The sequence below is a fragment of the Micromonospora sp. DT68 genome, assembly GCF_049847245.1.
Classification (GTDB): domain Bacteria; phylum Actinomycetota; class Actinomycetes; order Mycobacteriales; family Micromonosporaceae; genus Micromonospora; species Micromonospora profundi.
In genome coordinates this window covers 28,563-47,933 of sequence record NZ_JBNCNZ010000023.1, presented here as the reverse complement: position 1 = coordinate 47,933, position 19,371 = coordinate 28,563, and the positions used below count along the sequence as shown (strand labels likewise).

Genomic DNA, 19,371 nt, shown 5'->3' with positions numbered 1-19,371 from the left:
CCTTCTGATGTCCTGCTGATCGGGCGGTGTGCCGGCCGCGCGGCGGGTGCAGCGTGACGCGCGGTGACCGGAGCGAGTCTATTGTTCCGCTCCCGCGCCGCGTCCCCCACTCCCCCTCCGCCAGCCGGCGTGCCGTGCCGGCAGGCGGTCAGCGGGTGTGGCGGCGCTCGGCGTCCGGTTCGACCGGACCGCCGCTCGGGCGAACCGGCCGGTACCGGGCCAGCCAGTTGATCAACTCTTCGGCGGGCATCGGGCGGGCGTAGAACCAGCCCTGCGCGGCGTCGCAGCCCGCCGCGTGCAGCATCCGCCAGGTCCGTTCGTCCTCCACGCCTTCGGCGACGACCCGCAGCCCCAGCGCGCCGGCCAGTTCGATCATCGACCGGACGATCGCCGCGTCGTCGGGGTCGTCGGCCATGCCGAGCACGAACGACCTGTCCACCTTCACCTCCGACAGCGGGAGCCGGCGCAGGTGTTGCAGCGACGAGTACCCAGTGCCGAAGTCGTCCAACGCGATTGCCACCCCGATCCGGTGCAGCCGGGAGATCGTGGCCAGCACCCGACGCGGATCGGCCATCAGGGCACCCTCGGTGATCTCCAGTTGCAGCCGCTCGGCCGGCACCCCGTACCGGGCCAGCCGGTCGGCGATCTGGTCGGCGATCTCACCGGTGTGCAGGTCGCGCACGCTGACGTTCAGCGCCGCGCGCAGCCCGATGCCGGCCGCCGACCACTTGGCGAGTTGCTCCACCACGTCGTCGACCACCCGCCGGGTGAGCAGCCGCATCACCGCGCTCTGCTCGGCGACCCGGATCAGCTCCTCCGGGTCGACCATCCCCCGGCGCGGATGCCGCCAGCGCAGCAGGGCCTCGACGCCCACCACCTCGCCTGTCGCGATGGCGATCTGCGGCTGGTAGTACATCGTGATCTCACCGGCGTCGTCGGCCTGCTCGCCGTCGTGCGCCCACCCACTCGACCCGAACGACTGGTCGGTCGAGCCCGGCCCGCTGTCGCGCCACGCACTGTCGACGCGCGGCGCCGGCCCCGCGCCGGCGTTCGGCGAACGTCGCCCCTGCACGCCAGCACGTCGGTCCCGGGACGGACCGGGCCGGGCGCCGTTGACAGTGGCGCGGGCGTTCCGGCCCCGGATCGGGTCGGCGCTTGTGGCGATTTGCTTGATCAGCTCGTCGGCGTGCGCCAAATCGGCGCCCGCCGCGCGCCGACGGCGACCCCACCAGCGCCCGCCTGTCGAGGGCGCCTCCGCGATCACCGGCGCGGTGGCCGGGTGCGGCGCGGCCTCCGCACCGGTGGGCAGCGCCGCGCCGTCACCGCCGCGCACCTCGGCCGGAGCGACAGGGGGTACGCCGGCAGTCCGCTCGGAACCCACCGACTCGACGGCGCCGGAGTCCCCGTCGCCCTGCCCCGCCGACGTGCCGTGCCCCGGAGGCACGCCCTGCCCTGGCGACGCGGCCCGACTCGTGTTGTCGAGCGGGTCGCGCTGCTCCGGTGGTGCGGCGTCGAGCGGCTCGCCCGCCGACGGGCCGGATTCGAGCACCCGGCGCAGGTCGGCGAGCAGGCCGAGACGTTCGGCCGAGTTGTGGTCGGACTCCGGGGCGTAGACGGCCACCGTGTCGTTGCGGTGCTTGGCGTCGTACATCGCGACGTCGGCGTGCCGCATGAGAGTGGCGAAGTCCTCGCCGTGCTCGGGGAAGAGGGCGATCCCGATCGAACCGCCGACGTCCAACGGCAGCCCGTCCAGCGGCACCGGCTCGGCCAGGGCACGGACCACCCGGTCGGCCAGGTCACGTGCCTGACCGACGTCGGTGAGCCCGGTCATCACGATGGCGAACTCGTCACCGCCCAGACGGGCGATCATCTGCGGACGGGGGTTCACGTCGGTGAGCCGGGCGCTGACCTCGACCAGCAACCTGTCACCCACCGCGTGCCCGAGCGCGTCGTTGACGTTCTTGAAACGGTCCAGGTCGATGAGCAGCAGCGCCAGGTGCCCGCCGGGTTCGCCGCGGGCGGTCCGCTCGGCGTGCAGGTGCACCTGCTCGGCCACCTCGGTCAACAACGCCTTGCGGTTGGGCAGCCCGGTGAGCGGATCGGAGGCGGCGAGATGCTGCTGCTCGACGGTCAACCGGGCCATCCGGTACACGGCGAAGAGTGGCACCAGCACCAGCGGGATGAGCGCCGCGCTGAGGCGTGCCGCCGCGACAAGCACTGGAGCGAGCAGCAGCAGCGAACCCGTGGAGAGCAGTTCGAAGCCGAGGCCCTGCCGGACGGTGGGCCACCACCGGTCGCCGAAGCGCAGCCGTACCGCACAGCTGACCAGCCCGTAGTTGACAAGGAACCAGGCCACCATGGCCCCGCCCAGGGCGGCCACGTCGGGCCAGTGCAGGTGCCCGCCCCCGAAGATGGTGCCGGGGCCGAGCTGGATGATCCCGTACGCGGCGGCGAGGGCGCAGGCGTACTGGCCGACGTTGAACGCTGTCCGCCACGCGGCGTGGCGCATCCGCCAGCCCGACACCACCACGCCCAGCGCCTGCACCGCCACCGCCGGGCCGAGCCCCCAGCCGAGCAGGATCGCGAACGTGAAGCAGGTGGACGGGAAGACGGCGGACGACTGCCGCCGACCCGGCGGGACGAACGGGCGCGCGTCGCACAGCACGGCGAGCGCGGCCATCGTCCAGAACGCCACCGGCAGCTCGGACAGCTCGCCCGGAAGCGTCGCGAGTGGACCGGCGGCGGTCAGCGCCGCGACCGCCAGGATGCCGACGACAAAGGCGGTGAACGGCGCCACCCGCCCAGGCGGGAGGGAGTTGCGCGGGTCGGCAACCTCCATCACACCTCCCGACCGACGGTCGACGTGCCGGTGAGCACGTCGTCACCCAATGAAACGCCCTCAGCCCCACGTTCCCCGGTATGACAGTCACGAATCGGTCGTAGTCGTAATTAAGTTGGTATGCGCGGCGAGCCGTTCGCGTCCGCTCGCGGCGAGGTCAGTCCTGCACCTGGGCAACCTCTCGCGCGGCGTCCGGGCCCGCGTCCAGCAGGACCCGAAACCCGTCCTCGTCGAGCACCGGCACCTTGAGACTGGCCGCCTTGTCGGCTTTGGACCCCGGGTTGTCCCCCACGACGACGAAACTCGTCTTCTTGGAGACCGACCCGCTGACCTTGCCGCCTCGGCTCTGCACCGCCTCGGAGGCCTGATCGCGCGAGAAACCGGCGAGCGTGCCGGTCACCACGACCGTCAAGCCCTCCAGCGGGCGCGGCCCCTCGTCGACTGCCTCCTCGGCCATCCGTACGCCCGCCTCGGCCCACTTGCGGACCACCTCGCGGTGCCAGTCCACGGCGAACCACTCCCGGATGCTCGCCGCGATTGTCGGCCCGACCCCGTCGACCGACGACAGTTCCTCCTCGGTGGCCGCGTCGATGGCCTCCATCGAGCGGAAGTGCCGTGCCAACGCCTGGGCCGCGGTGGGGCCGACGTGCCGGATGGAGAGCGCCACCAGCACCCGCCACAGGTCACGTTCCCTGGCGACGGCCAGATTGTCGAGCAGCTTGACCGCGTTGGAACCGAGGCTGCCGTCCTTGTTGACGAAGAACGGGGACCGGGACAGCTGTTCGGGGTCGAGCTGGAAGAGGTCACCCTCGTCGGCGATGATCTGCGCGTCCAGCAGAGCCGCCGCACCCTTGTAACCGAGCACCTCGATGTCGAAACCGCCGCGCCCGGCGAGGTGGAACACCCGCTCACGCAGCTGGGCCGGGCAACTGCGGGTGTTGGGGCAGCGGATGTCGATGTCGCCCTCCTTGGCCGGCGCCAGCGGAGTGCCGCAGGCCGGACAGGTGGTCGGCATGACGAACGGTCGGGCGTCGGCGGGCCGCAGGTCGACCACCGGGCCGAGCACCTCGGGAATCACGTCGCCGGCCTTGCGCAGCACCACAGTGTCGCCGATCAGCACACCCTTGCGCTCCACCTCACGGGCGTTGTGCAGGGTGGCGAGCGCGACCGTGGAACCAGCCACCCGCACCGGCTCGAGCACGGCGAACGGGGTGACCCGGCCGGTGCGCCCCACGTTGACGTCGATGTCGAGCAGCTTGGTGGTGACCTCCTCCGGCGGGTATTTGAAGGCGATGGCCCAGCGGGGCGCGCGACTTGTCGAACCGAGCCGCCCCTGGATGGAGACAGGGTCGATCTTGACCACCACGCCGTCGATCTCGTGCTCGACGGCGTGGCGGTGCTCCGCGTAGTAGGCGATGTATTCCGCCACCCCGGCCAGATCCGGCACGACGCGCCACCGGTCGCTGGTGGGCAGCCCCCACGCCTTGAGCGCCGCGTACGACTCGGACTGGGCAGTGGGCTGGAAGCCCCGGCGTGCGCCGATGCCGTGCACCACCAGGCGCAGCGGACGGGACGCCGTGACGCGCGGGTCCTTCTGCCGCAGGCTGCCGGCGGCGGCGTTCCGCGGGTTGGCGAACGGCGCCCGGCCCTGCTCGACCAGGCCGGCGTTGAGGTCGGCGAACGCGGCGACCGGGAAGTAGATCTCGCCGCGCACCTCCAGCAGCTCGGGAATGACCGGGAACTCGTCGGACGGCGTGAGCTGGCTGGGCACGTCCCGGATGCTGCGCACGTTGGCGGTGACGTCCTCGCCGGTGCGCCCGTCCCCCCGGGTGGCCGCCCGGACCAGCCGGCCCGCCTCGTAGGTGAGGTTGATGGCAAGCCCGTCGACCTTCAGCTCGCACAGGTACGGCACCGGCCCGCCGGCGTCCCGCTCGACCCGCTCGGCCCAGGCGGCCAACTCCTCGTCGGCGAAGGCGTTGTCGAGCGAGAGCATCCGCTCGGCGTGGGCGACCGGGGTGAAGTCGGTGGAGAACGTGCCGCCCACCCGCTGCGTCGGCGAGTCGGGCGTACGCAGCGCCGGGAACTCCTCCTCCAGCGCCTCCAGCTCACGCAACTGCTTGTCGAACTCGGCGTCGGCGATCGTCGGCGCGTCCAGCACGTAGTAGCGGTACTGGTGTTCGGTCAGCTCGCGACTGAGGGTGGCGTGCCGCTCCCGCGCCTGCGGCGTGGGCTCGCCGCCGGCCGCCGCCTCCTGCGCCGGGCTCACCTGCTGGCCGATCTGCTCCTCGGACACTCCCCCACCTTCGGACACGCCGCCACCTTCGGACACCTTGCAACCTTCGGACACCCTGCGACCTTCGGACACCCTGCGACCTCCCTGGTCACGCTACTAAGGCACGGTATCGGTCCGGTCGGACAATCCGTCGACCACGCCCGCCGCCACCAGCGGGTGGTTGGCGGGCGCGGTGGTGGTCGGCGTGCGAGGATCGCCGGACGACGCGGCCGGAGTGCCGCGCTGACGCGGAGGTGGCGATGCCCGAGGCACTGCTCTGGGCGCTGGCGATCCTGCTGGCGGTGGCGGCCGGCTGGGCGTGGAACAGCTGGCGACACCGCGTGGCCAACCGACGTCCGGGCACCCGGCCGGGTAAGGGCAGCACGGCACGTACCGGCCGTCGGCCCGCGCCGCCCCGGCCGCGCGGCGGCGACCGGCCGGCCACCAAGCCCCGGCCACGCGCCGCCGACCGCCAGGTGGGCACGCCGGCGCCGGGTGAGATCTGGTGGGCCGATGTGCCGTACGCCGACGGCACCGGATCTAAGGTCCGGCCGTGTCTGGTGCTGCGGGCCGACTCCCGGGGCGCCGACGTCCTGAAGATCACCAGTCAGGACAAGAGCGACCGCGACGACCACGTACGGATCCCCACCCGCGACTGGGATCCCGGTGCCGAGCACGACAGCTACCTGAGCCTCGCCGAGCCGACGAGGGTCGACTTGGCCGCCTTCGCCGACCGCGCGGGCACCTGCGACGCCGGCCTGTGGCGCAAGGTCCGCAGCCTGCGTCACCTACCTACCAGCTGACCGCCCGGCGGCGGCCCGGCCATCATCGACTCGGGTTCCTGGAAATCGGGGTGTTCCGGAATCTCGGACACCCCGATTTCCTGGAACCCGAGTCGATCAAGCCAGACGCCGACGCAGCGCCGATGACGGCGGGCCCGCGCAGGGAGAGGTCTACCACGGCGGGCCCGCGCAGGGAGAGCTCTGCCACGGCGGGCCCGCGCAGGGAGAGCTCTGCCACGGCGGGCGGCGCGGCGGAATCGGCCGCAGCTGTTCAGTCCCAGGTCGCGCCGAGCGTGACGAGCTGGTCGGCGTACTCGATCCGGTCGGCCCATCCCGACGGCCAGGCGCTCATCCCGGCGGCCGCACCCACGAAGGCCCCGGCCAGGGCTGCGATCGAGTCGGAGTCGCCTGCGGTGGTGGCACCGCGGGCCAGTGCCGCCACCGGGTCGTCGGCGTGACGTACGGCGCAGAGCAGCGCGGTGGCCAGCGCCTCCTCGGCCACCCAGCCCTCCCCGGTGGCCCGACAGGGGTCACCGCCGTCGTCGGGCTCGCCCAGGGCGGTCGTGAGTCGGCCCAGCACCGCCAGGCACTCGTCCCAGCCCTGGGCGATGAACTCCTGCGGCGTGCTGGCTCCCGCGCGTTGCCAGAGGTCGCCAAGCCACTGCTCCCGGTACACCTGGCGTTGCGACAGTGCCCGCTCGGTGAGCAGCGCGGGAAGCTCAGCCAGCGCGGCGCCCTCGCGCAGCGCGAAGACCGCGTACGCGGTGAGCTCGCTGGCCGCCAGCCCGGTCGGGTGGCCGTGGGTCAACCCGGCCTGCAACTGAGCCAGCCCGGCGAGCGTGGCCAGGTCCACATCGAGCAACCCGACGGGGGTGACCCGCATGTTGGCCCCGCACCCCTTCGAGCCGACGACTGTCGCCTCCTGCCAACGCAGCCCGCGACCCAACTCGGCGCAGGCTCGTAGGCAGGTCATCCCCGGGGCACGGTTGTTGTCGGGGCTGACCGCCCAGGCCACGAAACGCTCCCGCAGCAGCGGCTCCACCGCCTCCGGCCGGTACGACGGCGCGTCGTGCAGCGCCCAACCCACAGCCAGGGCCATCTGCGTGTCGTCGGTGACAAGGGCCGGGTCACCGGTCAGTTCACGGGGACCACCAGGCCCGTAGCGGCTCTCGATCTCGGCGACGGTCAGGAACTCCGTCGGTTTGCCGAGCGCATCGCCGTAGGCGAGGCCGAAGAGCGAACCGGAGGCGCGCAGCGCGGAGGCAGAGGTCACGGCGGCCATGATGCCCGGCCGCCGCAACCCCCGGCCGGTCAGTCCCAGCAGAGGCAGAACGGATGGCCGACCGGGTCCGCGTAGACGCGGAAGCCCTCACCCTCGCCCGGCAGCCGGCGGGCACCGAGCGCGAGTGCCGCCTTCTCGGCAGCTTCGATGTCGTCGACCGTCACATCCAGGTGGAACTGCTGCGGACGCTCCGGATCCGGCCAGTCCGGTGCCCGCAGATCGGCTGCCTGCTGGAACGCCAGCCGGGGCTGATGACCGGGCGGGCCGCCCAGCACCACCCACTCGTTGTCCTCAGAGTCGCTCTCGACCAGGTCTATGCCGAGCAGTTCGGCATAGAACGCGGCAAGTGCCCGCGGGTCCGGGCAGTCGATCACCACTGAACGTAGCTGTCCAATCATGGCGGTCATCATGCCCACCGGGTACGACAGAAAACGTCACTCCTCGATGAGTCGCCGGCCCGCGTCCCGGCAGGCGGTGAGCACGGCCCGGGCGTACTCCCCGCTGGCCCCGGCGAGTCCGCAGGCAGGGGTGACGACTACCTGCTCGGCGAGCTGCCGTCGGGGGAAGCCGAGGCGGTCCCACAGCCGACGTACCCGATCGGCCACCTGTGCGGACGTCGGTGCCGAGCCGGCCGGCGGCGGCAGCGTGGGCGCGGCCCCGGCCAGCAGTCCCAGGCCGGCGTCGATCGCCTCGCCGAGCGGGTCCAGTTCGGTGATCAGGCTCAGGTCGAGGGCGACCGCGACGGCCCCGGTGGAGCGGATCAGCTCCAGCGGCACCTCCGGGGCGCAGCAGTGCACCACCGTCGGTACGCCGACCGCGTCGATGATCGTGCGCAGCAGGGCGGCCGCGTCCGCCGAATCCACAGCCCGGTACGCGCCCAGCCCGCTCTCCGTCGGCACCCGCCCGGCCAGCACCGTCGGCAGCGACGGCTCGTCGAGTTGCAGGAGCACCGACGCCCGGGGCAGCCGTCGGGCCACCGCCGCGACGTGATCGCGCAACCCTTCGGCGAGGGAGCCGGTGAGGTCGCGCACGGCACCCGGGTCGCGCAGCAGCCGGCCGCCGATCGGTAGTTCCAGAGCTGCGGCCAGGGTGAGCGGGCCGCCGGCCTGCACCTTGACCAGCCCGGCGTACGCCTCGGCCTGCTCGCCCAACTGGTCCAGATCCCGTTCCATCAGGTCCCGGGCACGGCGCAGGTCGCGGCCCGGACGCGGGGCGACCCGCCAACGCCCCGCGTACAGCTCGACGGGCAGCTCCGCGAGCAGCCCTCCGGTGCGGCCGATCAGCTCGGCGCCGGGGCCACGCGCCGGCAGCTCGGGCAGGTGGGGCAGCGCGGGAAGCTCCCCGAGGACCACCCGCTGGGCCTCGGCGATGTCGGTGCCGGGCAGCGAACCGATACCGGTCGCCGCGCCGGCCGGCCAGGGCCACGCCTGATCTGTCACGGCCGAAGGCTATCCCGGTGGCCACGGCACGCGGGCGGCACCTCGGTAGTGGCCGCGCCTCGGTCGGTCAGCGCATCGGTCGGTCAGCGCCTCGGTCGGTCAGCCGGTGATGGTGGCGGAGCCGAGGACCACGTCGCCGGCCGGATCCGGCCGGTACGCCACCACGGCCTGCCCGGCCGCCACCCCGCGCGCCGGCCGGCGCAGCTCGACGCGGAGCGTGTCACCGTCGAGGTCGACGGTTGCCGGCACCACGTCACCGTGTGCGCGCAACTGCACCTCGCACTCGACCGGCGCGGTCGGACGGGGGCCGCCGGTCCACACCGGGCGGGCGGCCCGTATCTGGGTCACCTCAAGCGCCTCGGCAGGACCGACAGTCACCGTGTTGGTCTTCGGCGTGATCGAGAGCACGTAGCGTGGCCGGCCGTCCGGCGCCGGCCGGTCCAGGTGCAACCCACGTCGCTGACCCACCGTGTACGCGTACGCGCCGGTGTGGCTGCCGACGACCGCGCCGGTGCTGGCGTCCACCACGTCGCCGGGTGCCTCGCCGAGCCGGCCCGCGAGAAAACCACGAGTGTCACCGTCAGCGATGAAGCAGATGTCGTGCGAGTCCGGCTTGTCGGCGACCGCCAGGCCACGCTCGGCGGCCTCCGCGCGGACCTGCGCCTTCGTCGAGTCACCGAGCGGGAACATCGACCGGTCCAGCTGCTCGCGGGTCAGCACCGCCAGCACGTACGACTGGTCCTTTGCCACGTCGACGCTCCGCCGCAGCAGCCCGTCCGGGCCGAGTCGGGCGTGGTGGCCGGTGACGACGGCGTCGAAGCCCAGTGCCACCGCCCGGTCCAGCACCGCGGCAAACTTGATCTTCTCGTTGCAGCGCAGGCAGGGGTTCGGCGTACGGCCAGCGGCGTACTCGGCCACGAAATCGTCCACCACGTCTTCGTGGAACCTGTCGGCCATGTCCCAGACGTAGAACGGAATGCCGATCACGTCGGCGGCCCGCCGGGCGTCCCGGGAGTCCTCCAGGGTGCAGCAACCGCGCGCCCCGGTCCGGTAGGTCTGTGGGTTGCGGGCCAGCGCCAGGTGTACGCCTGTCACGTCGTGCCCGGCCGCTGCCGCCCGCGCCGCCGCAACGGCCGAGTCGACCCCGCCCGACATAGCTGCCAACACCCTCATCGCAACCCCCTCCCAATCCCCCACGACAACCCTATCCACCACCCCAACCCAACCCCCACCCCCGCCCCCGCCCCGTTCCGCCCCCGCTCCCGCTCCCGCTTCCGCTCCCGCTCCCGCTCCCGCTCCCGCTTCCGCTTCCGCTCCGCCAAGCCCTCACGGCCCCTCGCCCTGTTCCCGGACCCAGGAACCGCATCACACCGACCCAGGCCCCGTGCCCACCCACCCCTCTGTCGATCATGGAGTTGTGGTGCCCAAAAGGAGCCGAAAAGTGACTTAGATCCCCCACCACAACTCCATGATCGACCTGCGCCCACCGCGCGGCACACCCTCGCTCTCGCTCTCGCTCTCGCTCTCGCTCTCGCTCTCGCTCTCGCTCTCGCTCTCGCTCTCGCTCTCGCTCTCGCCCGCGCGATCTTGCACTTCCTGCCCGGATAAAGAGGCCTCAAGGGGCAAATCCGCGACCGAAAGTGCAAGATCGCGCGGGAGGGGGAGGCACGGCGCGGGAGGACACGGCGCGGCGCGGCGCGCGCGGGGTTAGCGGGGGGTGCGGGGGGAGGCTGCTCGGCGTGCTCGGTCGACTGCTGCGGGGAGGGCTGCGATGAGGGCGTCCACCTCGGCCTGGGTGCTTGTGTGACCGAGTGTGAAGCGCAGCGAGGAGCGGGCACGGTCGTCGTCGGCGCCCATCGCCAGGAGCACGTGCGAGGGCTGGGCCACCCCGGCCGAGCAGGCCGAACCTGTCGAGCAGGCGATTCCCTGGGCGTCGAGCAGGAGCAGCAGGGCGTCGCCTTCACAGCCCGGGAACGAGAAGTGCGCGTTGCCGGGCAACCGGTCTGTCGGGTCGCCGTTGTAGATCACCTCGGGCACCGCCCGGCGGACCCGTTCGATCAGGTTGTCGCGGAGCGCGGCGACGCGGGCGGCGTACTCCTGTTGGCCCTTCACCGCCGTTTCGACGGCGACCGCGAAGGCGACGATGCCGGCGGTGTCCAGTGTGCCGGACCGGACGTCGCGTTCCTGCCCGCCGCCGTGCAGCAGCGGGGTGGCCGCCACGTCCCGGGCGAGCAGCAGTGCGCCAACCCCGGTCGGCCCGCCCAGCTTGTGCCCGGTCACGGTAAGTGCGGCGGCCCCGCTGGCGGCGAAGTCGACGGGCACCTGGCCGACTGCCTGGATGGCGTCGGTGTGGAACGGTACGCCGTGTTCGGCGGCGACGGCGGCCAGCTCGGCGACCGGCTGCACGGTGCCGACCTCGTTGTTTGCCCACATGGCCGTGACCAGAGCCACCCGATCGGCGTACGTGGTCAACTCGGCTCGGAGGTCCTCCGGGTCGAGCCGGCCGGCGGAGTCCACTGGCAGCCACCCGACCTCTGCGCCTTCATGCTCGGCGAGCCAGTCGACCGAGTCCAGCACGGCGTGATGTTCGACGGCGCTGGACACGACCCGCAGGCGGTCGGGACGGGCACCGCGGCGGGCCCAGAAGATGCCCTTCACGGCGAGGTTGTCGCTTTCGGTGCCGCCACCCGTGAAGATCACTTCGGATGGTCTGGCGCCCAGCACCGCGGCCACCCGCTCGCGTGACTCCTCGACGCGGCGACGGGCATGCCGACCGGCCGCGTGCAGTGACGACGCGTTGCCGACCTCGCGGGCGGTAGCGACGTACGCCTCCAGTGCCTCGTCGAGCATCGGAGTGGTCGCCGCGTGATCCAGGTAAGCCATCACCGTCAGCCTACGGCCGACAAGGTGGCAGCCGGATGCCGGAGGGGACTCGGAACGACGGCCAGCACCGCGAGCAGCACGGCCAGCCCCGCAAGCAGCACCTGCCACCGCCGAAGAACGCCCCTCACCGCCAGCCCTGGAAACAGCGGTGCCGGGGCGGGAGGATGCTCCCGCCCCGGCACCTCGCCTGTCGTACCGATCAGGCCGGCACCGCCGTGACGACGATGTTGTCGCGGTATTTCCGGGCCTTGGCGTCGAACGGCCCACCGCAGGTGATGAGGGTCAGTCGTGCTTCGCCGTCGCGGGCGAAGTACCGGTCCAGCGGGATTTTGGTCTTGTCGTACTCCTCCCGGGCGACGACCCGGTACTTCCGTTCCTTGCCGTCGCGGCCGGTCGCGGTGAGGGTGTCGCCCTGGTCCAGCTCACGCAGCCGGAAGAACGCCCCCTTGCCCTGTTTGGCGCTGTCCACGTGACCGGCGATGACCACCGAGCCGGCGTCCGCCTCGAGGCCGGGACCGTAGCGGTACCAACCGATCTGGTCGACGCTTGGCGGTACCTCGAACTCGTTGGTTCGTTCGTTGATGCCGACCGCGTTGACAGTGGCGGTGACGTCGATCTCGGGGATCACCAGCCGCACCGGCGGGATGACCTTCGCGCCGGACGGCAGGTCACCGGTGGCCACTGGGACGTCCCCGCTGACCGGCGGGGTAGCGGTGGCGGTGGCCAGCGCGTTCGCCTCTTCCTCGCCGACGTTCTCGGCCGGCTGGGAGCCGCAGGCCACCAGGGTGGCGACGGTGAGCGCGGCAACGCCGACGGCCATGGCCGCCAGCGCGCCGCGGTTGCGCACCGTCACTGGCGACCGGTCCGCGCGGTGGCGACCCGCACCCCGCCGCCGAGCAGCAGCAGGACACCGGCGCCGGTGAGCACGTACCACCAGGTGTTCACGCCCGTACCGGCCTGGCCACCGTCACCGCTCGGCACGCCACCCGGGGCGGAGTGCAGGCCGGTGATGGTCTGAGCCACCACGTCGAGGTTCTTGCCCTCGGCGGAGCCGATCGCGTACACGATCGTCGCGGTGCCCTCCTTGAGGTTGAGGTCCGCCGGGCCGATGGCCACGGTGTCGGTGCCGGCCAGCACGACGTCCGCCTTCACGGTGCCGGCGTCGACGTCGGCCTTCGCCTCGTTCGGGTTGGTGAGGCCCTCGAAGACCGGGGTGCCGCCGGCGCGGACGTCCACCTCCGGGGCGGCGGCGGTGTGCCGCACGATGAGGCGGGCCTTGCTGGCGCCGACCTTCGAGACGTCGTTCACGAACGGGGTGATCTTCGGCGTACCGGCGGCGTCCAGGTGCGCGGCGATGCTGATGTTCGCTCCGCCCGGCACCGCGGCGTCGTCGACCTTGAGGATCGCCTTGTCGAGCGCCTCACCCGGCTTGGTGAGGGCGATGTCGTAGTCGCCTTCCTCCAGGTTCAGCGGGCCGGCCACGTCGCCGGGCTTGAAGTTGCCGAGCGTCTTCTTGCCGTTGACGTAGACGTCGACAGGGGTGTCCGGGATGCCGTGCACGACGGAGACCTTCGACGTGGCGGCGAACGCGGGGGTGGCGGTGAGCGCGCCGACACCGGCGAAAGCCAGCGCGGCGACCGCGCCGCCCGCGGCGACCCGACGGATGTACGAGAGCTGCATGTGTCTGCCTCCTGGTGATAACTGCTGATTCGTCAGGCCTGGCTTGCAGAACGGGTTACGCCGGCTGCGCGACGGCTGGATGCGCTCTGGACGCGATTTCTTTTTCGGCGGCTTTCGCATCCGGATCGGGCCCGCGGAGCGAAGAGCAGGTGACATGACATCGACCGGGGAAGTGGGGCGAAGGCTGTGGCAGCTACAGTCGGGTATGCCCCATCGAAGGCGAGCTGCCCGATGACGGCGCCACCACAGAATCCGGACCCTCCGGTGGACGACGTAGCCCTCCGGTTCCGCGCAGGTGACGAGGTGGCGCTCCGCGAGGCGTACGACCGCTATGGCCGTGCCGTGCTTCACCTGGCCACGTCCATGCTGGCCAACCGCGCCGACGCCGAGGACGTGACCCAGGCGACGTTCGTCGCCGCCTGGCTGGGAAGGGACACCTTCGACCCGGCCAAGGGTTCGTTGATCGGCTGGCTGCTCGGCATCGGCCGACGCAAGGTGATCGACCGGATGCGGGCGTCGGCCCGCGAGACCCGGGTGGTGGAGACGGTCCGGCAGCTGCCCGAGCCGGCGCAGACCGGCCCCGACCCGGATCGGGTGGTGGACCGGCTGGTGATCGCCGACGAGTTGGCCCGACTGCCCGACGACCAGCGACGCATGCTGGAGTTGGCCTTCTACGACGACCTGACACATCAGCAGATAGCGACGGTGACAGGGGTGCCGTTGGGCACCGTGAAGAGTCACATTCGACGCGGTATGGCGAGCTTGAAACGCAGATGGGAGGTGGACGGTGCAGCACCTGGACCACGACCGGCTGGTCTTTCTGGCGCTCGGTGAGAGCGAGGCGGCCAACGGGGAGAGCACCCACCTCGACACCTGTGAGCACTGCCGGGCGGAGCTGACTGCCCTTCAGCAGGTGGCCGGGCTCGGTGCGGAGACGCAGGGCCTGGCTGACCTGCCGGACCCGCCCGAGCACATCTGGCAGGGCATCGCCGCCGAGATCAGCGCGGCGCAGGCACTGCCGTCGCTTACCGGGACCCCCCGCCAGCAGAGCGTCGACCAGACACTCGGCGACACGATCGCGCAGCGGCAGATCAGCAGCCCGACACCCGAGCGGCAGATCAACGAGCCGACCGAGCGGCAGATCAACGAGCCGACCACCGAGCGGTCGATCAGCCCGACGGCCGAGCGGCCGATCAGCGGTAGGGCGACGGGCTTCGAGGGGCCGAGTGCCGGCAGTCACCGATCGAACGGCAGGTCACGGGCCCGCCGACGCGGCTGGTCGCGCTGGGCGGCCACTGCGGTGACCGCGGCCGCAGCCGCGGCGGTCGGGGTGGTGGGCACGGTGTCCGTGCTACGGCCAGAGGATCCGCCGCCTGCTCCGACGCCGGCGGTGGTGGCCCGGGCGCCGCTGGCGGCGTACGGGTCGACGCCTCCAACGGCCACCGGTGACGCCCGTGTTCTCGACGGCGGCCAACTACATCTGCATGTGGCGAATCTCCCGAGCGTGCCGGGGTACTACGAGGTCTGGCTCATCAACCCGACGACGATGCAGATGTTCTCGGTCGGCACGCTGGGTGGAGGTTCGGACGCGCTGCTCCCGCTGCCGCCCAACGTCGACCTGAGTGCCTACTCGGTGGTGGACGTCTCCGCCGAGCAGTACGACAACAAGCCCGCCCACTCCGGCGACAGCCTGCTGAGGGGCACCTTGACGGGCTGATCGGCGGGCCGGCTCAGCTCCCCGGCCCGCCGATCAGCTCCCTGAACGACGAAAAGTGGCCGCCCCCGCGAGGGGACGGCCACTTTCGTTTCGCCGGGTGTCACTTGCGCTTGCGGATCTCCTCGGCAGCCTGCGGGACGATCTTGAACAGGTCGCCGACCACGCCGAAGTCGGCCAGCTCGAAGATCGGCGCTTCGCCGTCCTTGTTGACCGCGACGATGGTCTTGGAGGTCTGCATGCCGGCCCGGTGCTGGATGGCACCGGAGATGCCGAGCGCGACGTAGAGCTGCGGGGAGACCGTCTTGCCGGTCTGGCCCACCTGGAACTGGTGCGGGTAGAAGCCGGAGTCGACGGCCGCGCGGGACGCGCCCACGGCACCGCCGAGCAGGTCGGCCAGCTCCTCGACCAGCTTGAAGTTGTCGGCGTTGCCGACACCGCGGCCACCGGAGACGACCACACCGGCCTCGGTCAGCTCGGGGCGGGAGCCCTTCTGCTCGGCGACCCGCTCGACGACCTTTGCCAGCTTGTCGGTGTCGGTGACCGACACGCTGAGCTGCTCGATCGCCGGGGTGGCAGCCGCCGGGCTCGGGGTGACCGAGTTGGGCCGGACGGTGACCAGGGGCAGGCCCTTGGTGACCTTGGACTTGACGATGGCGGAGCCGGCGAAGGCGACCTGGGTGGCGGTGCCGTCGGCGGCCAGGCCGACCACGTCGGTAAGGATGCCGTTGTCGAGCTTGACGGCGAGCCGGGCGGCGATCTCCTTGCCCTCCTGGGCCGACGCGAGCAGCACGGCGGCCGGCTGCACACGCTTGACCAGTTCGGCCAGCACTGTGGCCTTGGGGGCCACCAGGTAGCCGTCGATCTCGTCACCCTCGGCGGCGTAGATCTTCTCCGCGCCGTACTCGCCCAGCTTGGCGCTCAGCGCCTCCGCTGCGCCAGCGCCACCGAGCACGACCGCGCTCGGGGTGCCCAGCTCACGGGCGATGGTGAGCATCTCCAGGGTGACCTTCTTGACGCCGAATTCCTTCGTGGCTTCGACGACGACGAGAACCTCAGACATGTCCAGACCCGCTCTCACACGAACTTTTCGGTGGCGAGGAACTCGACCAGCTTGACGCCGCCCTCGCCCTCATCGGTGATCTTGGCACCGCCGGAGCGCGGCGGACGCTTGCTGTGCTCGACGACGGCGCTGGTGGCACCGTCGAAGCCCACCTCGCTGGGCGCGACGCCGAGGTCGGCCAGCGAGAGCGTCTGCACCGGCTTCTTCTTGGCGGCCATGATGCCCTTGAACGACGGGTAGCGCGGCTCGTTGATGGTGTCCCAGACGGAGACCACGGCCGGCGTGGAGGCGGTGACGACCTCGTAGCCCTCCTCGGTCTGCCGCTCGACGGTCAGGGTGGAGCCGTCGACGGTGAGCTTGCGGGCGCCGGTGAGCGCCGCGACGCCGAGCCGCTCGGCGATCATGTGCGGCATGACCTGGACGCGGCCGTCGGTGGACTCGGCGCCGCAGATCACCAGGTCGGCGTTCAGCTGACCGAGGGCGGTGGCGAGCACCTTCGAGGTGGCCACCGCGCAGGAACCGTGCAGGGCGTCATCCACCACGTGCACGGCCTTGTCCGGGCCCATGGACAGCGCCTTGCGGATGGACTCGGTCGCCCGGTCCGGACCCATGGTCAGGATCGTGACTTCGCCACCGTGCGCTTCCTTGATCTTCAGCGCCTCCTCGATGGCGTACTCGTCCATCTCGTTGATCACGTTGTTCGCCGAACCGCGGTCGACGGTGTTGTCGTCACTGCGCAGGTTGCGGTCCGCGCCCGAATCAGGCACCTGCTTGACGAGTACGACGATATTCATCGCGCTTCGACGACCCTCCTGTGTGGTGGTGCGATTTGGCTCGCCCGGTCTGGGCCGCAGCCTCGCGCGTCGGCTGACGCCAGGTCAACCTCGGGCTGCTGTGCAGTTGCCCACGACGCAATGTTACCTGTCAGTAGGTTGCGACCGCCGGGCACTCAGGGTGACACAGCTCACCCACGGCCGCGCCTCAGGCCGGTTCGGCCAACGCACCCCGGATCTGGTCGATGACAGCGGACTCCGCCCGAGTCACCCCGCCGTGCGCACGGGCCACCCGGTCCGCCGCTGTCAACACCACCGACCGGTACGCCTCGACGTCCGTCGGCGACTTCTCCCGCAGGATCCGCACCGCCCGACCCAGCGCGGGCAGCACCACCGACTCGATCTCCAGTTGGGAGGTGCGGGGAAGTTGGGGCAGCGGGCCGGTGGTCAACGCGTCCTTGACCAGACCGCTGGCGTCGGCAAGCGCGCCGGACGCGGCGAAGCTCTCCCGGAACAGCGCCACCACCCCCGGGTCGGCGTTGGAGACTAGGACGACGGCGCCGAAGACGCCCGTCTTGAGGGTCAGCCGCTCCTCGACCGTCAACCGCTGCTCCATGATCACGGAGTGTAGACGTACGGGGTGGTGGTCGTGACTGGGACCAGACCGAGCCGCTGGAGAATCGGCCGGCTGTCCTCGGAGGCGTCCACCTGCAGCAACGTCCGACCCCGCTGGTCGGCAAGCCGCGCCCGGTAGGTGACAAGCGCCCGGTAGATGCCCTTACGACGCCACTGCGGCAGCGTGGAGCCACCCCAGAGCGTGCCGAACCCGGTGTTCGCGGGGAAGCGCACCCAGCCGGCGCTCACCACCGTCCCGCCCGCCTCGGCCACCACCACGGTGATCGAGTGCGGGTCGGCGTCGATCTCCTTGCCCAGCCCCGTCACAAGGTGCGAGCGGTCCTCCTGCCACACCTCCTCCTCCATGGCGGCGATCCGTTCCAGGTCCTCTCGGGAGGTCACCTCACGCAGGCGTACCCCCTCGGGGGCGACAGGCAGCGCGGCGGCCAGCGGCGCGACCGGCCCGACCACTACGGTCTCCCGCTCCTGCGCGACGAACCCGGCGGCGCGCAGGCGGTCGGCAAGGTCGGCCGGCTCGTCGTGCTCGTTGAGCTTCCACTCCACCGACTGGCCGCGCTCCCGGAACAACTCCACCTGACGGGCGATCAACTCGTCGAGCGCCTCGCCGGTCAGGCCGCCGAGGTCGCGGTAGGTGAGGAACCCGCCGGCGTCGAGCCCGATGATCCGGACCAGCGGGCCGTCCCGCTCCACGGTCACGCCGGCCGGAATCGGGTCGGGGATCTCCGGGCGGAGTTGGTTGTCGTAGGCGGCACGCAGCGTCAGCACGTCGATATCGGTCACCGGCCCAGGCTAAGGCGGATGGGAAGCGGATAATCGACGGCGTGTGGCAGGCCATCAGACGTTGGTTCGACCCGGCGGATCTGCGTGCCGTCGGCGAGACACCGGACTACCGGTTCTCCCTGGCCAACGAGCGGACGTTCCTGGCCTGGTTGCGCACCAGCCTGGCGCTTGTCGGCGGCGGGCTGGCCGCGGCGCAGTTCCTGCCGCCGCTGGCCGTCGACCACCTACGGGAAGCCATCGCTGTCACGCTGCTGCTTCTCGGCGGCGCCGTCGCGGTCCGCGCTGTCGACCACTGGGCACGAACTGAGCGGGCCATCCGGCTCGGCGAGGAGCTACCCGCCTCCCGTTTCCCCGCCATCCTCGCCCTCGCCGTCGGCTCCGGCGCGGTGCTGCTGGTGATCGCTGTGCTCTCCCGGGCGGTCGGGGAGCAGTGAGCGGCGTACGCGACCCTGGGCTGCAACCGGAACGGACCCGCCTGGCCTGGCGGCGCACACTGCTGACGGTGACCGTGGTGACGGCTCTCGCCGTCCGGTTGGCGGCCGACGACGGCCCGGTCGGCGCGCTGCTCGCCGGTGTGGCGGTGCTGCTCTGGGGAGCCCTGCTCACGCTCTGCTGGCCCCGCAGCATCGGTACCGGCGCGGCGCGCACCGGCGGTCGCACACTGCCCCTGGTCGCGCTGGGCACTGTCGGATTCGCGCTGCTGGGAGTCGCCCTGACGGCTCGCGCACTGGGGTGATGCGACGCGGTGCGCCATCATAGGTGCATGGCCCGGCTGTTCATACTCCTATTCCTGGCGCAGGTTGTCCTCGCCGCCTGCGCGCTGATCAGTTGTCTCTCCGCCGAGGAGGACCAGATTCGCAACCTCCCCCGGATCGTCTGGGCGCTGATCATCTTGTTCTTCCCGCTGGTCGGGTCGATCGCCTGGTTCGTCGCCGGACGGCAGCGCACCCCCGGCGGCGCCACCGGCCTCGGCAAGATCTTGTCGGGCGGCAGCGGCACGGCCCAGCGCCGACCGTTGGCCCCCGACGACGACCCGGAGTTCCTCCGGTCCGTGCAGGACCGCGCCAAGAAGCAGGACGAGGAACTCTTCCGCCGCTGGGAAGAGGACCTGCGCCGCCGCGAGGACGATCTGCGCCGCCGCGACGGTGACCCGCCGCGCGAGGGCGAGCGACCCGAGGTTTGAGGCCGACCGCCGTCGCCCCGCTTGGGGCGACGGCGGCGGCTGCGA

At 71.7% G+C, this 19,371-nt stretch carries 19 protein-coding genes; 6 read left to right on the top strand and 13 right to left on the bottom strand.

What is annotated here, in order from left to right:
- Window positions 1-148 precede the first annotated feature (148 nt).
- Together ACPXB1_RS28200 and ligA are read right to left on the bottom strand one after the other, a co-directional pair.
- On the bottom strand, window positions 149-2,839 hold the full coding sequence (locus ACPXB1_RS28200) for an EAL domain-containing protein (protein WP_355630214.1): 2,691 nt from the start codon (window positions 2,837-2,839) through the stop codon (window positions 149-151).
- Between the two features lie 157 nt (window positions 2,840-2,996).
- Window positions 2,997-5,132, bottom strand: coding sequence for an NAD-dependent DNA ligase LigA (gene ligA, locus ACPXB1_RS28195; RefSeq protein ID WP_355630217.1), 2,136 nt, complete (start codon window positions 5,130-5,132; stop codon window positions 2,997-2,999).
- Window positions 5,133-5,371: 239 nt separating this feature from the next.
- Here ligA and ACPXB1_RS28190 point away from each other — a divergent pair, with 239 nt between their 5' ends.
- Window positions 5,372-5,914, top strand: a complete 543-nt coding sequence (locus ACPXB1_RS28190; protein ID WP_355593540.1) for a type II toxin-antitoxin system PemK/MazF family toxin — start codon at window positions 5,372-5,374, stop codon at window positions 5,912-5,914.
- Window positions 5,915-6,164: 250 nt separating this feature from the next.
- Here ACPXB1_RS28190 and ACPXB1_RS28185 read toward each other — a convergent pair whose 3' ends face one another.
- The 7 genes from ACPXB1_RS28185 to ACPXB1_RS28155 all read right to left on the bottom strand — a co-directional run bounded on the left by ACPXB1_RS28185 (window position 6,165) and on the right by ACPXB1_RS28155 (window position 13,177).
- Window positions 6,165-7,175 (bottom strand): ADP-ribosylglycohydrolase family protein, encoded by a 1,011-nt coding sequence (locus ACPXB1_RS28185; protein ID WP_355593538.1) that lies wholly within the window; start codon window positions 7,173-7,175, stop codon window positions 6,165-6,167.
- Between the two features lie 29 nt (window positions 7,176-7,204).
- The gene (locus ACPXB1_RS28180; protein ID WP_355593536.1) at window positions 7,205-7,573 is read right to left on the bottom strand and encodes a VOC family protein; all 369 of its coding nucleotides are present in this window, start codon (window positions 7,571-7,573) and stop codon (window positions 7,205-7,207) included.
- A 36-nt stretch (window positions 7,574-7,609) separates the two neighbouring features.
- A complete protein-coding gene (locus ACPXB1_RS28175) occupies window positions 7,610-8,614 on the bottom strand; it encodes a methionine synthase (protein ID WP_355630220.1) in 1,005 nt (334 codons plus the stop codon).
- Between the two features lie 99 nt (window positions 8,615-8,713).
- On the bottom strand, window positions 8,714-9,787 hold the full coding sequence (mnmA, locus tag ACPXB1_RS28170; RefSeq protein ID WP_425736017.1) for a tRNA 2-thiouridine(34) synthase MnmA: 1,074 nt from the start codon (window positions 9,785-9,787) through the stop codon (window positions 8,714-8,716).
- 534 nt (window positions 9,788-10,321) lie between these two features.
- Window positions 10,322-11,497, bottom strand: a complete 1,176-nt coding sequence (locus ACPXB1_RS28165; RefSeq protein ID WP_355593530.1) for a cysteine desulfurase family protein — start codon at window positions 11,495-11,497, stop codon at window positions 10,322-10,324.
- A gap of 199 nt (window positions 11,498-11,696) precedes the next feature.
- Window positions 11,697-12,350 (bottom strand): class F sortase, encoded by a 654-nt coding sequence (locus tag ACPXB1_RS28160; protein WP_355593529.1) that lies wholly within the window; start codon window positions 12,348-12,350, stop codon window positions 11,697-11,699.
- The gene (locus ACPXB1_RS28155) at window positions 12,347-13,177 is read right to left on the bottom strand and encodes a DUF4397 domain-containing protein (RefSeq protein ID WP_355593528.1); all 831 of its coding nucleotides are present in this window, start codon (window positions 13,175-13,177) and stop codon (window positions 12,347-12,349) included. Before ACPXB1_RS28155 ends, ACPXB1_RS28160 begins: the two co-directional genes overlap by 4 nt.
- Before the next feature lie 231 nt (window positions 13,178-13,408).
- Between ACPXB1_RS28155 and ACPXB1_RS28150 the strand changes: the two genes are divergently transcribed.
- Window positions 13,409-14,011: an RNA polymerase sigma factor gene (locus ACPXB1_RS28150; RefSeq protein WP_355593527.1), complete on the top strand. Its 603-nt coding sequence runs from the start codon at window positions 13,409-13,411 to the stop codon at window positions 14,009-14,011.
- Window positions 13,965-14,894 (top strand): anti-sigma factor, encoded by a 930-nt coding sequence (locus ACPXB1_RS28145; protein WP_355593526.1) that lies wholly within the window; start codon window positions 13,965-13,967, stop codon window positions 14,892-14,894. Before ACPXB1_RS28150 ends, ACPXB1_RS28145 begins: the two co-directional genes overlap by 47 nt.
- A gap of 100 nt (window positions 14,895-14,994) precedes the next feature.
- Here the strand turns inward: ACPXB1_RS28145 and ACPXB1_RS28140 are convergent, their stop codons facing one another.
- The 4 genes from ACPXB1_RS28140 to ACPXB1_RS28125 form a co-directional block, all read right to left on the bottom strand.
- Entirely contained in the window at window positions 14,995-15,954 is a 960-nt protein-coding gene (locus ACPXB1_RS28140; protein WP_355593525.1) for an electron transfer flavoprotein subunit alpha/FixB family protein, read from the bottom strand.
- A gap of 14 nt (window positions 15,955-15,968) precedes the next feature.
- Window positions 15,969-16,748 (bottom strand): electron transfer flavoprotein subunit beta/FixA family protein, encoded by a 780-nt coding sequence (locus tag ACPXB1_RS28135; RefSeq protein WP_425736016.1) that lies wholly within the window; start codon window positions 16,746-16,748, stop codon window positions 15,969-15,971.
- Between the two features lie 187 nt (window positions 16,749-16,935).
- Window positions 16,936-17,349 carry a hypothetical protein gene (locus tag ACPXB1_RS28130; protein ID WP_355593521.1) on the bottom strand — a complete coding sequence of 138 codons (414 nt, stop codon included), beginning with the start codon at window positions 17,347-17,349 and terminating at the stop codon, window positions 16,936-16,938.
- On the bottom strand, window positions 17,346-18,143 hold the full coding sequence (locus ACPXB1_RS28125) for a GNAT family N-acetyltransferase (RefSeq protein WP_355630229.1): 798 nt from the start codon (window positions 18,141-18,143) through the stop codon (window positions 17,346-17,348). The genes ACPXB1_RS28130 and ACPXB1_RS28125 overlap by 4 nt, the downstream gene beginning before the upstream one ends.
- 41 nt (window positions 18,144-18,184) lie before the next feature.
- Between ACPXB1_RS28125 and ACPXB1_RS28120 the strand changes: the two genes are divergently transcribed.
- From ACPXB1_RS28120 to ACPXB1_RS28110, 3 genes are read left to right on the top strand one after another with little or no spacing between them, the layout of a single operon-like run.
- Window positions 18,185-18,577 carry a YidH family protein gene (locus tag ACPXB1_RS28120; RefSeq protein ID WP_355593517.1) on the top strand — a complete coding sequence of 131 codons (393 nt, stop codon included), beginning with the start codon at window positions 18,185-18,187 and terminating at the stop codon, window positions 18,575-18,577.
- Complete coding sequence (locus ACPXB1_RS28115) at window positions 18,574-18,879, top strand: DUF202 domain-containing protein (protein WP_355593515.1); 306 nt, start codon at window positions 18,574-18,576, stop codon at window positions 18,877-18,879. Before ACPXB1_RS28120 ends, ACPXB1_RS28115 begins: the two co-directional genes overlap by 4 nt.
- A 27-nt stretch (window positions 18,880-18,906) precedes the next feature.
- Entirely contained in the window at window positions 18,907-19,326 is a 420-nt protein-coding gene (locus tag ACPXB1_RS28110; protein ID WP_355593513.1) for a PLD nuclease N-terminal domain-containing protein, read from the top strand.
- Window positions 19,327-19,371 lie beyond the last annotated feature (45 nt).

What these genes read in the sequence shown, in the direction of transcription:
- ACPXB1_RS28155 (WP_355593528.1), bottom strand. Translation starts at nt 13,177, where the DNA reads ATGCAGCTCTCGTACATCCGTCGGGTCGCCGCGGGCGGCGCGGTCGCC.
- ACPXB1_RS28110 (WP_355593513.1), top strand. Translation starts at nt 18,907, where the DNA reads ATGGCCCGGCTGTTCATACTCCTATTCCTGGCGCAGGTTGTCCTCGCC.
- ACPXB1_RS28180 (WP_355593536.1), bottom strand. Translation starts at nt 7,573, where the DNA reads ATGATTGGACAGCTACGTTCAGTGGTGATCGACTGCCCGGACCCGCGG.
- ACPXB1_RS28150 (WP_355593527.1), top strand. Translation starts at nt 13,409, where the DNA reads ATGACGGCGCCACCACAGAATCCGGACCCTCCGGTGGACGACGTAGCC.
- ACPXB1_RS28185 (WP_355593538.1), bottom strand. Translation starts at nt 7,175, where the DNA reads ATGGCCGCCGTGACCTCTGCCTCCGCGCTGCGCGCCTCCGGTTCGCTC.
- mnmA (WP_425736017.1), bottom strand. Translation starts at nt 9,787, where the DNA reads ATGAGGGTGTTGGCAGCTATGTCGGGCGGGGTCGACTCGGCCGTTGCG.
- ACPXB1_RS28200 (WP_355630214.1), bottom strand. Translation starts at nt 2,839, where the DNA reads ATGGAGGTTGCCGACCCGCGCAACTCCCTCCCGCCTGGGCGGGTGGCG.
- ACPXB1_RS28190 (WP_355593540.1), top strand. Translation starts at nt 5,372, where the DNA reads ATGCCCGAGGCACTGCTCTGGGCGCTGGCGATCCTGCTGGCGGTGGCG.
- ACPXB1_RS28140 (WP_355593525.1), bottom strand. Translation starts at nt 15,954, where the DNA reads ATGTCTGAGGTTCTCGTCGTCGTCGAAGCCACGAAGGAATTCGGCGTC.
- ACPXB1_RS28165 (WP_355593530.1), bottom strand. Translation starts at nt 11,497, where the DNA reads ATGGCTTACCTGGATCACGCGGCGACCACTCCGATGCTCGACGAGGCA.
- ACPXB1_RS28135 (WP_425736016.1), bottom strand. Translation starts at nt 16,748, where the DNA reads ATGAATATCGTCGTACTCGTCAAGCAGGTGCCTGATTCGGGCGCGGAC.